11 protein-coding genes are annotated in these 13,718 nt (G+C 69.7%); 8 read left to right on the top strand and 3 right to left on the bottom strand.

What is annotated here, in order from left to right; translation table 11 throughout:
- Window positions 1–85: 85 nt before the first annotated feature.
- Window positions 86–268, bottom strand: coding sequence for a hypothetical protein (locus tag ACH4KB_RS03315; protein ID WP_018960773.1), 183 nt, complete (start codon window positions 266–268; stop codon window positions 86–88).
- 584 nt (window positions 269–852) lie between these two features.
- On the opposite strand from ACH4KB_RS03315, the gene ACH4KB_RS03310 reads away from it, so the two are divergent.
- The 8 genes from ACH4KB_RS03310 (at window position 853) to ACH4KB_RS03275 (ending at window position 11,548) form a co-directional block, all read left to right on the top strand.
- Window positions 853–4,689, top strand: coding sequence for a nitrate- and nitrite sensing domain-containing protein (locus tag ACH4KB_RS03310; RefSeq protein WP_398063071.1), 3,837 nt, complete (start codon window positions 853–855; stop codon window positions 4,687–4,689).
- A gap of 9 nt (window positions 4,690–4,698) precedes the next feature.
- On the top strand, window positions 4,699–5,112 hold the full coding sequence (locus ACH4KB_RS03305) for a roadblock/LC7 domain-containing protein (protein ID WP_006127850.1): 414 nt from the start codon (window positions 4,699–4,701) through the stop codon (window positions 5,110–5,112).
- 135 nt (window positions 5,113–5,247) lie between these two features.
- Entirely contained in the window at window positions 5,248–5,655 is a 408-nt protein-coding gene (locus tag ACH4KB_RS03300) for a DUF742 domain-containing protein (RefSeq protein ID WP_003966010.1), read from the top strand.
- Window positions 5,636–6,217, top strand: coding sequence for a GTP-binding protein (locus ACH4KB_RS03295; RefSeq protein ID WP_397924026.1), 582 nt, complete (start codon window positions 5,636–5,638; stop codon window positions 6,215–6,217). The genes ACH4KB_RS03300 and ACH4KB_RS03295 overlap by 20 nt, the downstream gene beginning before the upstream one ends.
- 361 nt (window positions 6,218–6,578) lie before the next feature.
- A complete protein-coding gene (locus ACH4KB_RS03290) occupies window positions 6,579–9,824 on the top strand; it encodes a nitrate- and nitrite sensing domain-containing protein (RefSeq protein WP_398063069.1) in 3,246 nt (1,081 codons plus the stop codon).
- Between the two features lie 10 nt (window positions 9,825–9,834).
- Window positions 9,835–10,248: a roadblock/LC7 domain-containing protein gene (locus tag ACH4KB_RS03285; protein ID WP_006127847.1), complete on the top strand. Its 414-nt coding sequence runs from the start codon at window positions 9,835–9,837 to the stop codon at window positions 10,246–10,248.
- Between the two features lie 90 nt (window positions 10,249–10,338).
- On the top strand, window positions 10,339–10,986 hold the full coding sequence (locus ACH4KB_RS03280; protein WP_398063067.1) for a DUF742 domain-containing protein: 648 nt from the start codon (window positions 10,339–10,341) through the stop codon (window positions 10,984–10,986).
- Entirely contained in the window at window positions 10,967–11,548 is a 582-nt protein-coding gene (locus ACH4KB_RS03275; protein ID WP_014048542.1) for an ATP/GTP-binding protein, read from the top strand. Before ACH4KB_RS03280 ends, ACH4KB_RS03275 begins: the two co-directional genes overlap by 20 nt.
- Before the next feature lie 75 nt (window positions 11,549–11,623).
- Here ACH4KB_RS03275 and ACH4KB_RS03270 read toward each other — a convergent pair whose 3' ends face one another.
- Together ACH4KB_RS03270 and ACH4KB_RS03265 are read right to left on the bottom strand one after the other, a co-directional pair.
- On the bottom strand, window positions 11,624–11,827 hold the full coding sequence (locus ACH4KB_RS03270; RefSeq protein ID WP_103512553.1) for an acyl-CoA carboxylase subunit epsilon: 204 nt from the start codon (window positions 11,825–11,827) through the stop codon (window positions 11,624–11,626).
- 70 nt (window positions 11,828–11,897) lie between these two features.
- Window positions 11,898–13,481 carry an acyl-CoA carboxylase subunit beta gene (locus ACH4KB_RS03265; protein ID WP_398063064.1) on the bottom strand — a complete coding sequence of 528 codons (1,584 nt, stop codon included), beginning with the start codon at window positions 13,479–13,481 and terminating at the stop codon, window positions 11,898–11,900.
- Between the last annotated feature and the right edge of the window lie 237 nt (window positions 13,482–13,718).

Raw genomic sequence — 13,718 nt, 5'->3', positions numbered from 1 at the left:
TGTCGCCCCTCACTTGCTGGCTGACTGAAGACTGACGCTCCAGGCTAACGCCGACGAGGGGGACAGCCGCGCGCATGGCGGGGCCCTACTGGGCGGCCGTGGCCGGGGCTTCCATCAGGATGGTGCGGCGCGGGTTGGCCGTCACGGTCGGCAGGTCGGCGGCGTGCTCCGGCTGGGGGGGCGTCCGCAGCGCTTCGGCGTCCTTGAGGTGCGCCAGCGTGGTGCGCCGGGGGTTGGCAATGTTGCGGAACATCGTCGTCGTCTTCATCTGCCGTCAGGACCCTGTCGGTGAGGGCGTCGCTCGTCGCGGCGCCGGCTTGTCGGATTCGCCATCCCTGTAAAGCGTCAGGCTAAACATCCGATTCCCCGCCGGAGCCGGGATGAGGCGACGATCATCATGTGAGTTTGCTCACGAACTAATCGACAATTGCCCCATTACGGACAGTCGGCCGTGGTCCAGAAAACGGACAATGCATCACTGAATCCACCATTCCGCTGCTGATCATCGCGTCTGGGACACCCCTCACCCCTAGGTGAACCCTCCGTAATCGTCCGTTTTGCCCACGATCACTCTCCACCGCTTGTTACTCGCCCATCACAATGTGTCACGCAGGTCACGGCCCGGTACATGGCCCTTGTTGGAGATCCTGCACTGTGCTGGAATTCCACGCACCGCCGCGGGTTTCAGGCCGGCGCGCAGGGGCGCAACGCAGCGCCGAGTGGCGGCGGGAGGGGGAAGTACGCCGGTCACTCATACGACCACCCATGGGGCGCGTCCAGCGCCCCACGACGCCGACACCGTTCTTGTCCGCACACGCGGGCGGGACGCCTGGTCCAGAGGTTGCGACGCTAGTGCAGGGACGTTTCAAGAGGGATGGCAGCGCTCCGGCGGAACAGGAGCCGCGCGGCGGGACCGACCGCGGTTCCTCGCCCCAGCACGCCCAGAACCCCGGGCCGGCCGCTGCCGGCGACAACAGCGACCGCGCGCAGGGCTCGGGCTCCACGACGAGCAGCGGCGCGGAGCCGAACACGCCCGCACAACCCCGCGGCCCGGTCGACACGGGTTCGCGCATAGCTCTCCGTAACTGGCGCATCAGCACGCGACTGGTCTCGCTCCTCGCCCTCCCCGTGGTCGCCGCGACCAGCCTGGGCGGCCTGAGGATCAACGAGTCCATGAACGACAGCCAGCAGTTGCAGCACATGCAACTGCTGACCAAGATGACCAAGCAGGCGACCTCGCTCGCCCAGGCGCTGCAGGTGGAGCGCGACCAGTCGGCCGGTCCGCTGTCCAACAAGTCCAAGCCCACCGACTACAAGGTCACCGGGCCCCGGGACAAGACCGACCGGGCCAAGGACGCCTTCCTCGACGAGACCGACTCGATCGGTGACTCCGAGGGCGACGAGGCGCTCGACAGCATCCACGCGAGCATCTCGCAGATCGCCTCCCAGCTCGGCACCATCCGTACGATCCGCAAGACGGCGTACGAAGAGGGCGCGCCGAGCCTCAACACCATCGACCAGTACAACCAGCTGATCACCTCGCTGCTGAGCCTCTCGCAGGACATGGCGCAGGCGACCAGCAACCCGGACATGATCAAGCGGACCCGGGCCCTGGCGGCGTTCTCCTCCGCCAAGGAGTACGCCTCGGTCCAGCGCGCGGTCATCGCCGCGGCTCTGCCTGGCGGTGCGGTCAAGGAGCCGCACCTCAACCCGAACGACCGGCAGTTCGGCTCCAACGCCCTCGCCAAGGAGTCCCGGGCCCTCACCTCGTTCAAGACGATCTACGGGACGACCGGGGAGAGCGCCGAGGAGCTCATGGCGCCCCTGGACAACGGCAACCCGGAGATCAACGCCGGGAACATGTACGCCAAGCGGATCCTGGACACCACGAACGGGATCGAGGGCAAGCAGGTCCGGTCGTACCTGGACTGGTACGACCAGAGCACCATCAAGATCAAGGCCATGGAGACGATCGAGGCCACCCTCCTCAGCGACATGGAGGCCAAGGCCCGCGAGCTGCGCCAGGCCTCCCAGCGCGAGGCGATCATCAACGGTGCGGTCATCCTCATCGTGCTCGGCGTCTCGCTCGTCGGCGCCTTCGTGGTGGCCCGCTCCATGATCCGTTCGCTGCGCCGTCTGCAGGACACCGCCACCCGGGTCGCCCAGGACCGGCTGCCCGAACTCGTCAAGCAGCTCTCCGAGACCGACCCGCAGGACGTCGACACCTCCGTCGAGTCGGTCGGCGTGCACTCCCGGGACGAGATCGGCCAGGTGGCCGCGGCCTTCGACGACGTGCACCGCGAGGCCGTCCGCCTCGCCGCCGAGCAGGCCCTCCTGCGGGGCAACGTCAACGCGATGTTCACCAACCTCTCGCGCCGCTCGCAGGGCCTCATCCAGCGCCAGCTCTCGCTCATCTCCGAGCTGGAGTCCCGCGAGGCCGACCCGGACCAGCTGTCCTCGCTCTTCAAGCTCGACCACCTCGCGACCCGTATGCGCCGTAACGGCGAGAACCTCCTCGTCCTCGCGGGCGAGGAGCCGGGACGCCGGTGGACCCGGCCCGTCCCGCTGGTCGACGTGCTCCGCGCCGCCGCCTCCGAGGTGGAGCAGTACGAGCGCATCGAGCTGTCCGCGGTGCCCGCCACCGAGGTCGCCGGCCGGGTCGTCAACGACCTCGTGCACCTGCTCGCCGAGCTGCTGGAGAACGCGACGTCGTTCTCCTCGCCGCAGACGAAGGTCAAGGTCACCGGTCACGCGCTGCCCGACGGGCGGGTGCTCGTCGAGATCCACGACACCGGCATCGGCCTCTCCCCCGAGGACCTCGCCGCGATCAACGAGCGGCTCGCGCAGCCGCCCACCGTGGACGTCTCCGTCTCCCGCCGCATGGGTCTGTTCGTGGTCGGCCGGCTGTCGCTGCGTCACGGCATCCGGATCCAGCTGCGCCCCTCCGACTCCGGCGGTACGACCGCACTGGTCATGCTGCCCGTCGACGTCGCGCACGGCGGCAAGCAGCCCCCGTCCAAGCAGGGCCCCGGACAGCAGCCCGGCGCCCCGGGCGGTCTGCTCGCGGGCAACGGGAACGGCGCCGGCAACGGTCAGCGCGCGGGCCTGGGCGGCGGACCGGCCGGTCCGGGCGCCAAGAGCCTCGGCAGTGGACCGGGCGCCCAACGCGGCCAGGTCGGCGCGGGCGCGGGTCCCCGGGCGGCACTGCCGGCCCGGGACACCGGTGCCGGCCGTCCGCAGGGCCCTCAGGGCGGTGGCCAGCCGAACAACGGCGGAGCGGGCCAGGACTTCCCCGGTCAGGGTCCGGCGCCCCAGCGCCAGGGCGGCGGCCTCTCCGGCGCCTTCGGCAACAGCGCCCGGCTCGGCGCCCGCGGCGGCCAGGGCGGCCCGCAGGGCGAGGCCCCGAGCCGCGGTGACGCGACCAACCTGTTCGGGCACGGCGCTCCGCCCTCCCCCGGGCAGAACGGACGCCCGGGTCAGTTCGCACCGCCGAACCAGCAGAACCCGTCCGGCTGGCAGAACCAGTCGAACCAGCAGAACCAGCAGGGCCCTGGAGCGCAGCAGAACCAGCAGGGCCCCGGAGCGCAGCAGCCTCAGGGCCGTCAGGATCAGAGCGGCCCCGCCCAGGGCGGCTTCCAGCAGTCCGGTGGCCCCGGCCGTCAGCTGCCGCCGCCCGGTGGACCGCGTGCCGAGCTGCCCGGGGGCAACCCGCAGCCGCAGCGGCCGGCGACCACCAGCTGGGGCGCGGACACGCCGCGCGGACACGAGGAGCACGACGCGACCGGGCAGTTCGCCCGTCCGGCGGACCTCGGCCAGGACCGGTCGTTCAACGCACCGCTGGACCAGCGGCCGTCGGACGACCTCCAGGGCCCCGGTGCCACCTCCGAGTTCGCCCGGCCCGACTTCTCGGCGCCGGGGGCTCCCCAGGACCGGTCGTACCCGCAGGGCGCTCCGCAGGGCCAGGACCCGGCGAGCACCGCGCAGTTCGCGCGGCCCGACTTCGGTGTCCCGCAGCAGCCGGACCAGAACCAGCTGGGCCAGAACCAGCTCGGCCAGGGGCAGTACGACCAGGGTCAGCAGCTGCCCGCGCCGCGTCAGCGCGGTTCGGAGGGCGATGACTTCGGTGCGCCGCTGCCGTCCGCCTCCCCGGCGGGCGAGGCTCCGCCGTACCGTCCGGCGCTGCCCCAGCAGCCGGAGGCCCTGCCGCCTGCCGGTCCCGGGGACGGCCGTACGCCGCTGTACGACACCCTGGAGACGAACTGGTTCCACGGTCCGGGCCAGGGCGGCCAGCAGCCGCCCGCCGAACCGCAGGCGCCGGCCGCTCCGGACTCCTCCGACGTGCCGGTCCCGCCCATGCCTCGGCGTGGTGCGGCCGACCCCGCGGTCACCAGCTCGTGGCGGGCCTCGCCCAACGACGAGCTCGTACGCCAGGCCGAACGGGTCAAGAAGCCCGCCGCCGGCGGGGTCACCACTTCCGGGCTGCCCCGCCGTGTTCCCCGCGCCAATTTGGTTCCGGGCACCGCACAGCAGCAGAATCACCAGTCCGGACCACAGGTTTCGCGCGCGCCCGATGACGTGCGCGGTCGTCTGACCAATCTCCGCCGGGGCATCCAGCAGGGTCGGCAGGCCAACAACGGCCCGCAGACCGGCAGTATCCATCTCGGCCCCACTCACCAGCAGGAGCGTTAGTTGAGCCCCATGAGTCAGGCCGCGCAGAATCTGAACTGGCTGATCACCAACTTCGTGGACAACACCCCAGGGGTTTCCCACACGGTGGTGGTCTCCGCGGATGGCCTGCTGCTGGCGATGTCCGAAGGTTTCCCGCGTGACCGCGCCGACCAGCTCGCGGCGGTCGCGTCCGGTCTCACCTCGCTGACCGCGGGTGCGTCCCGGATCTTCGAGGGCGGCGCCGTCAGTCAGACGGTTGTGGAGATGGAGAGGGGATTCCTCTTCCTCATGTCCATCTCCGACGGTTCGTCACTGGCCGTTCTGGCCCACCCGGACGCCGACATCGGTCTGGTCGGGTACGAAATGGCCCTCCTGGTCGACCGTGCGGGCACCGTCCTCACGCCCGACCTCCGCGCCGAACTCCAAGGAAGTCTGCTCCACTAGGCGGCCATCCAGCGGATTCACGACACGATCCCCCCAGGTAATGCCCACAACCCTCACCCGTCAGGCCGCTTTAGTCCCCTCACCGGCCCCTTGCAGACGGCAAGCCGAGAACCTGCTGTCACGCCCGGAGGATTCATGACCCCGCCACCCGCCTCACCCGATCCGTACGGCGCACTGCACCACGCGTCGTACGACGGGGAAGGCGACCAGCCGCTGGTTCGTCCTTATGCCATGACCGGCGGCCGGACCCGGCCGCGCTACCAGCTCGCGATAGAGGCACTGGTCAGCACGACGGCAGACCCCGCGCATCTGGGGACCCTGCTCCCCGAGCACCAGCGGATCTGCCACCTCTGCCGTGAGGTCAAGTCGGTGGCGGAGGTGTCGGCCCTGCTGTCGATGCCGCTCGGCGTCGCCCGGATCCTGGTGGCGGACCTGGCGGAAGCCGGCATGGTGGCCATCCACCAGCCGGGCAACGGAGAGGCCGGCGGCGCGCCGGATGTGACACTGCTCGAAAGGGTGCTCAGTGGACTTCGCAAGCTCTAGCGGCGGTACGGGCCGCTCCACCACCTCGGCGAAGATCGTGGTGGCGGGCGGCTTCGGCGTGGGTAAGACCACGTTTGTCGGTGCCGTTTCGGAGATCAACCCGCTGCGCACCGAAGCCGTGATGACGTCCGCCTCGGCGGGCATCGACGACCTGACCCACACCGGGGACAAGACCACCACGACGGTGGCCATGGACTTCGGACGCATCACCCTGGACCAGGACCTGATCCTGTACCTCTTCGGTACACCGGGTCAGGACCGTTTCTGGTTCATGTGGGACGACCTGGTCCGCGGCGCCATCGGCGCCGTCGTCCTCGTCGACACCCGCCGCCTCGCCGACTGCTTCCCCGCCGTCGACTACTTCGAGAACAGCGGACTCCCCTTCGTCATCGCCCTCAACGGCTTCGACGGACACCAGCCCTACACCCCCGACGAAGTACGCGAAGCACTCCAGATCGGGCCCGACGCGCCCATCATCACGACGGACGCCCGGCACCGGGCCGACGCCAAGAGCGGCCTGATCACCCTCGTCGAGCATGCGCTGATGGCACGCCTGAAGTAGTTCTTCCACCAGGCGTAAGTCGATATCGGCATACGGAAGTTGCAGTAGTCACGCGGGGGCGGCCTGTGTCGTTTGACACGATCCGCCCCCGTGTTCATAACGTTTCGAGAGAGAATTCACTCCACGCCGCCACCCGACGCATCCATTCGGTGCCACTGCGCTCACATGAGCCCCGCCTTTTGACGGGGCTCGTTCTTTATGCCCGTTTTATCCGAGGTCTGGGCCACTCGGAATCGCTGGTTCCGACTGTTTGGAACGGGACCGGTCCCCGTGCTGCAATTCGACGAACTCCCCAGTAGGACCGCCCTGAACGAATAATCCGGCACAGCGTAGGTGCCGACGCCGAGAGGTTGTTGGTCGAGTGAGGCGAAGCAACGAGGGCTCCGCGGCGCAGCCCGAGCGGGGCAACTTCACCCCGCCTTCGCGCGCTGTGTCGTCCCCCGCGGATGGGCCCGGAACGGAGCCCACCGGTGATGGCGGCACCAGCCGGATGTCCCCGCGCAACTGGCGCGTGGCCACCCGGCTGAACGCGATCCTGCTGATCCCGGTGCTGGTCGGCCTCGTCATGGGCGGCTTTCAGGTAAAGGGCTCCATCGACACCTGGAGCGAGGCCCAGGACGCCGAGAAGATCGCGGTCGTCGTGCGTGCCGCCTCCGACTACGGACAGGCGCTCCTGAACGAGCGGGACCTCACCGCCGAGCCGCTGCTCTCGGGCGAACGTGACGCCGATGTGGTCGAACAGACCCGGGCCACCACGGACGAGGCCGCGCGGAAGTTCGACGCCGCGGTGCAGGGGATGCCCGCGAAGCCGGGCCTGGAGCGCCGTCTGAAGCTCTTCAAGGCCGAGGAGCCCAAGCTTCCCGAGCTGCGCAAGGCCGCCTACGCGGGCGCCCTGGACCCGGTGAAGACCGAAGAGGGTTACACCCAGGTCCAGCACTCGCTCATGCAGTTCGCCAACGAGCTCGGCCTCGGCACCGGCAACATCACCAGTTACGGCCGTACGGTCTACGCGATCGAGCTGTCCAAGGCTGCAGAATCGCTTCAGCGCTCGATCGGCATGCACCTTCTGGTGCGCCCGAGCAAGAAGCCGGGTGTGTACAACGACCAGGTCAAGGCCTTCGGCTCGTACAACTACCTGGAGCAGATCGCGCTGGGCGAGTTCAATTCCGGGGGCACCCAGGACGACGTCGACCGGCTCAAGCAGGTCATGGCCGGCAAGGCCGCCGACGGCGCCAAGCAGCTGAAGGCTGCCAAGGAGCAGGCCGAAGCCGCGGGCGAGCCCTTCGTGGCCCCGCCGAGCATCGACGGCTCGGTCTTCGACGGCATGGCCCGGGAGATCGGACAGGGGCAGGACCCCGAGGAGCTGGCGGCCAAGGGCATCACGCCCGCGACCTGGATGGCCGCGGCGACCGCGAAGTTCGAGGGGTACGCAACCGTCGAGGACGAGCTGGTCACCAAGGCGGTGGACGAGGCCGCGAGCATCTCCTCCGACGCCAAGACCGACGCCATCGTCAACGGCCTCATCGTCGTCATCGCGCTGCTGGCCGCCTTCATCCTGGCCGGGCTCATGGCCCGCCAGATGAGCCGCTCCATGCGCCGGCTGCGTACCGCCGCCTTCTCCATCGCCGAGCAGCGGCTGCCCTCCCTCGTCGACCAGCTCTCCCGCACCGACCCGGGCCGGGTCGACACCCGGGTGCAGCCGATCCCGATCACCACCCAGGACGAGATCGGCGAGGTCGCCCGCGCCTTCGACCAGGTGCACCGCGAGGCCGTCCGGCTCGCCGCCGAGCAGGCCATGCTGCGGGGCAACGTCAACGCGATCTTCACGAACCTCTCGCGCCGCAACCAGTCGCTCATCGAGGGCCAGCTGACCCTCATCACCGACCTGGAGAACCACGAGGCCGATCCGGACCAGCTGGAGAGCCTCTTCAAGCTGGACCACCTGGCCACCCGTATGCGCCGCAACGGCGAGAACCTCCTCGTCCTCGCGGGCGAGGAGCCCGGCCGCCGCTGGAACCAGCCGGTTCCGCTGGTGGACGTCCTGCGGGCCGCCTCCTCCGAGGTGGAGTCCTACGAGCGCATCCAGCTGACGGGCGTACCGGAGAGCGAGATCCACGGCCAGGCCGTCACCGACCTCGTGCACCTGCTGGCCGAGCTGCTGGAGAACGCCACCACGTTCTCCTCGCCGCAGACGAAGGTCAAGGTCACCGCGACCCGGCTGCCCGACGGCCGTGTCATGGTCGAGATCCACGACAAGGGCATCGGCCTCACTGCCGAGGACTTCGCCGACATCAACCACAAGCTGGCCAACCCGCCGACCGTGGACGCCGCGGTGTCGCAGCGCATGGGCCTGTTCGTGGTCGGCCGGCTGGCCGACCGGCACGGGATCCGGGTCCAGCTGCGCCCCTCGGGCGAGCAGGCCGGGACCACCTCGCTGGTCATGCTGCCGGACGCCATCACCCACGGCGGCGGTGGCGAACCGGGCTCCGGCCAGGACGACTTCACCGTCTCCTCGATCATCCCCGAGCAGCAGCAGGCCTTCGAGCCGGCGCCGCAGCAGGCCCCGATGCGCACGGCGGCGGAGCTCGGCTTCGACGACTCGCGCTACGAGGCCCCGGCGGACCCGGGTCAGCTGGACCCGGTCAACCGCTCGCTGATGCGCGAGGAGCGCAGGGCGGCCCTGGAGGCCCAGGCGGGCCCGGGCGGCCCGTTCGGTGACAACTCCCGGGAACAGCAGGGCTACGCGCAGGAGCCGTACGCGGGCGAACCGCACGGCGGTCAGCAGCACCAGGGTTACGCCGACGATCGCTACGGCCAGGACCAGTTCGGGCAGCAGCAGGCGCAGCAGCCGTACCAGGAGACGTACCAGCAGCAGTACGGTGCCGGAGACGGCTACGCACAGCAGCAGGATCAGCTGGATCAACAGGCTCAGCAGCACCCGGGCGACGGTTATCCGGAATCGGCATATGCCGATCCGCAGGCTCAGCAGGCTCAGTACGCCGACCCGTACGCGGCTTCGCCGGACCAGTCCCACCAGGATGACTGGCCTGTTCAGAGTGGTTTCCAGAACACTTATGAGCCGATCGCTCCCGCCGAATCGGAATCTGTTCCGAGCATCCCCGCGGAGACGTCGGAGCGCGTAGGCTTCGACCGTCCGGGGCCCACCCCGAACGTCGGCCACGAGCTGACCGAAGCCGGTCTGCCGCGCCGCGGCGCTCAGCAGCACTGGCAGCCCGGCCCCGGCGGCCGCGGCGACGAGCAGCCCGATCCGACTCCGGGGCCCCCGCCGCAGCAGGAACAGCGGCAGGACCCGCAGACGGACGGGGACGGCACCGAAGACTGGCGCTCGACGAACGACGAGCGCTGGGAGCGGGCCGAGAAGCTCCGTGAGCCGAAGGCCGGCGGAATCACCCCCTCCGGCCTCCCCCGGCGCGTACCCAAGGCCAACTTGGTCGAGGGCACGGCGGAGCAGACCCAGCAGGGCGGCCCCCAGGTCTCCCGCGCGCCCGAGGACGTCCGCGGCAGGTTGAGCAACCTGCGGCGGGGGATCCAGCGGGGACGCAGCGAGGGTTCGGACACCAGTACCACCTACAACCAGGAGCGTTAGTGTGAGCCCGATGAGCCAGGCGGCGCAGAATCTCAACTGGTTGATCACCAATTTCGTGGACAACACCCCCGGGGTGTCGCACACGGTGGTGGTCTCCGCCGACGGACTCCTGCTGGCGATGTCCGAGGGTTTCCCGCGCGACCGTGCCGACCAGCTGGCGGCCGTCGCCTCCGGTCTGACGTCGCTGACCGCGGGCGCCTCGCGGATCTTCGAGGGCGGCGCCGTGAATCAGACGGTTGTGGAGATGGAGCGTGGATTCCTCTTCATCATGTCCATTTCCGACGGGTCCTCACTCGCTGTTCTGGCCCACCCGGACGCCGATATCGGTCTGGTTGGGTATGAGATGGCCCTTCTCGTGGACCGCGCGGGCAGTGTCCTGACTCCGGACCTCCGCGCCGAACTCCAGGGAAGTCTTCTTAACTAGCAGACAGACAGTGCATTTCTCGCCACCGCGCCATAAAGTGCGGTGGCGCGGCCCCACTGGGATCGGTGACCGGCAGTCGGAGGAGGAAACGTGGCAGCACCCACAGGCGGGCACCCATACAACGGTGACCAGAGGGTTCCGGGTGAGCACGGTGACAACCGTTTCGGCTTCCCTGCCGCACCTGGTGGACAGGGCCCAGGCCAGTACCAGCCATACCAGGAGCCGCAGCACCACCAGCAGCAGGGTGCTCACGGCGCGCAGGGGTCCGAGTGGCCCCCGCAGCAGCAGCCGGGGGCGGGGTGGCCGCAGCAGCCGCAGCGGTACGACGCACCCCAGCAGCCGCGTAGTCAGCCGGTGCAGCAGCGGCGGGATCCCGAGCCCGCCCGGCCCGCCGCGCACAACCCGCTGGTCCGTCCGTACGCCATGACCGGCGGCCGGACCCGACCGCGTTACCAGCTCGCCATCGAGGCGCTGGTCAGCACCACGGCCGATCTGTCCCGGCTGCAAGGGCAGTTGCCCGAGCACCAGCGGATCTGCCGGCTCTGCATCGAGATCAAGTCGGTGGCCGAGATCTCGGCCCTCTGCTCGATCCCCCTCGGCGTTGCCCGGATCCTCGTCGCCGACCTGGCCGAGGCCGGACTCGTCGCTATCCATCAGCCCGGCGGCGACGAGGCCGCCGGCGGCCAGCCAGATGTGACACTGCTCGAAAGGGTGCTCAGTGGACTTCGCAAGCTCTAGCGGCGGAGCGGCCCGCTCAACTACCTCGGCGAAGATCGTGGTGGCAGGGGGCTTCGGCGTGGGTAAGACCACGTTTGTCGGTGCCGTTTCGGAGATCAACCCGCTGCGCACCGAAGCCGTGATGACGTCCGCATCGGCGGGCATCGACGACCTGACCCACACCGGGGACAAGACCACCACGACGGTGGCCATGGACTTCGGACGCATCACCCTGGACCAGGACCTGATCCTGTACCTCTTCGGCACGCCCGGCCAGGACCGCTTCTGGTTCATGTGGGACGACCTGGTCCGCGGCGCCATCGGCGCCGTCGTCCTCGTCGACACCCGCCGCCTCGCCGACTGCTTCCCCGCCGTCGACTACTTCGAGAACAGCGGACTCCCCTTCGTCATCGCCCTCAACGGCTTCGACGGACACCAGCCCTACACTCCCGACGAAGTACGCGAAGCACTCCAGATCGGACCGGACACCCCGATCCTGACGACGGACGCCCGGCACCGCGCGGACGCCAAGAGCGCGCTCATCACGCTGGTCGAGCACGCCCTGATGGCGCGGCTGCGCTAGGCCGCCGAACCGTACGTGGAAGGGCCCCGCACTCCGAGGAGTGCGGGGCCCTTCTTCGTACGGTCCCCGAGGGGGTCAGCCCTGCCAGCTGTGCGGGGCGCGGAAGCCGGGCGTGCGCTCCAGGCGCCGCCAGCCGGCGGTGTCACGGCCGCGGTGGACGGGGGCGGCGGGCTGGGCGGCGGCGCGGGCCATCAGGACGGCGGTGATGGCCGCCAGCTCCTCGGGGTCGGCGTGACCCTTCTCGACGCGCAGGACGGACTCGGCGGACGTCAGGCTCATGTGGGGTGTCTCCGTCTTCTCGGCAGGATGTCGTGGACCGTGCGGCGGATCGTGCCGCTGCGGAGGAGGACTACTGCGGGGGGTTGCCGTGCTTGCGGGACGGCAGGTCGGCGTGCTTGTTGCGGAGCATGGCGAGCGAGGCGATGAGCACCTCGCGGGTCTCGGCGGGGTCGATGACGTCGTCGACGAGACCGCGCTCGGCCGCGTAGTAGGGGTGCATCAGCTCGGCCTTGTACTCCTTGACCATGCGGGTGCGCATGGCTTCGGGGTCCTCGGCGTCGGCGATCTGCCGGCGGAAGATGACGTTGGCCGCGCCCTCGGCGCCCATCACCGCGATCTCGTTGGTGGGCCAGGCGTAGGTCAGGTCGGCTCCGATGGACTGGGAGTCCATGACGATGTACGCGCCTCCGTAGGCCTTCCGCAGGATCAGCGAGATCCGCGGCACGGTGGCGTTGCAGTAGGCGTAGAGCAGCTTCGCTCCGTGGCGGATGATCCCACCGTGCTCCTGGTCCACGCCCGGCAGGAAGCCGGGGACGTCCAGAAGAGTGATGATCGGGATGTTGAAGGCGTCGCACATCTGGACGAACCGTGCGGCCTTCTCGGAGGCCTCGATGTCCAGCACGCCCGCCAGCGCCTGCGGCTGGTTGGCGACGATGCCGACGACCTGGCCGTCCAGGCGGGCCATCGCGCAGATGATGTTGCGGGCCCAGCGCTCGTGGATCTCCAGGTAGTCGCCGTCGTCGACGAGCTCCTCGATCACCTTGTGCATGTCGTACGGGCGGTTGCCGTCGGCCGGGACGAGGTCCAGCAGGACGTCGCCGCGCCGGTCGGCGGGGTCGTCACTCGCGACGGTCGGCGGGTTCTCGCGGTTGTTGGAGGGCAGCATCCCGATGAGGTAGCGGACCTCGGCGATGCAGGTCTCCTCGTCGTCGTACGCGAAGTGCGCGACGCCCGAGGTCTCGGCGTGCACGTCCGCGCCGCCGAGTCCGTTCTGGGTGATCTCCTCGCCGGTGACCGCCTTCACGACGTCCGGTCCGGTGATGAACATCTGCGAGGTCTCACGGACCATGAACACGAAGTCGGTCAGCGCCGGACTGTAGGCCGCGCCGCCCGCGCACGGGCCGAGCATCACGCTGATCTGCGGGATCACACCGGACGCCCGGGTGTTGCGCTGGAAGATGCCGCCGTAGCCCGCGAGCGCCGAGACGCCCTCCTGGATACGGGCCCCGGCGCCGTCGTTCAGCGACACCAGCGGAGCACCGGCGGAGATGGCCATGTCCATGATCTTGTGGATCTTCGTGGCGTGCGCCTCGCCCAGCGCCCCGCCGAAGATCCGGAAGTCGTGCGCGTAGACGAAGACCGTGCGGCCCTCGACCGTGCCCCAGCCGGTGATGACACCGTCGGTGTACGGCTTCTTCGCCTCCAGGCCGAAACCGGTCGCCCGGTGCCGGCGCAACTGCTCGACCTCCTTGAACGAACCCGGGTCCAGCAGCAGTTCGATCCGCTCCCGGGCGGTCAGCTTCCCCTTGGCGTGCTGCGCCTCGGTCGCCCGCTCGCTCGGTCCGCGCCGCGCCTGCTCGCGCAGGGCCAGCAGTTCGGCCACCCGGCCTCGGGCGTCGTTCGGCTCGCCCTGGGTTTCGTCCACAACGGTCATGTACTGACCCTACGAACACCGACCCAGAATCCGTGCCGTCGACTCCGTACAGTCTCCTGACCGGTTTCGTGGTGGGAGTGAACAGAACCACGCTGCCGTGCACGCGATCCACCAGCGAAACGCCGCTGCCGGTTGTGAAGACTCCACAAGAGGAGGGGGTGCCGTGCGCCACATGCTCCTGAGGGGGCCCGTACGGGCCCCCTCAGTATGACGCGGCAGACGCCCCCTGCCGGCCCG

Origin of the sequence: Streptomyces sp. NPDC017520 (assembly GCF_044329855.1) — a bacterium.
In the GTDB taxonomy this organism is placed as follows: domain Bacteria; phylum Actinomycetota; class Actinomycetes; order Streptomycetales; family Streptomycetaceae; genus Streptomyces.
Note: the sequence above shows the minus strand (reverse complement) of the source record. Positions and strands in the feature narration are given on the sequence as shown.

Excerpts from the sequence above, each read along its gene's own strand:
- ACH4KB_RS03315 (WP_018960773.1), bottom strand. The coding sequence starts at position 268 with ATGAAGACGACGACGATGTTCCGCAACATTGCCAACCCCCGGCGCACC.
- ACH4KB_RS03285 (WP_006127847.1), top strand. The coding sequence starts at position 9,835 with ATGAGCCAGGCGGCGCAGAATCTCAACTGGTTGATCACCAATTTCGTG.
- ACH4KB_RS03300 (WP_003966010.1), top strand. The coding sequence starts at position 5,248 with ATGACCCCGCCACCCGCCTCACCCGATCCGTACGGCGCACTGCACCAC.
- ACH4KB_RS03270 (WP_103512553.1), bottom strand. The coding sequence starts at position 11,827 with ATGAGCCTGACGTCCGCCGAGTCCGTCCTGCGCGTCGAGAAGGGTCAC.
- ACH4KB_RS03265 (WP_398063064.1), bottom strand. The coding sequence starts at position 13,481 with ATGACCGTTGTGGACGAAACCCAGGGCGAGCCGAACGACGCCCGAGGC.
- ACH4KB_RS03305 (WP_006127850.1), top strand. The coding sequence starts at position 4,699 with ATGAGTCAGGCCGCGCAGAATCTGAACTGGCTGATCACCAACTTCGTG.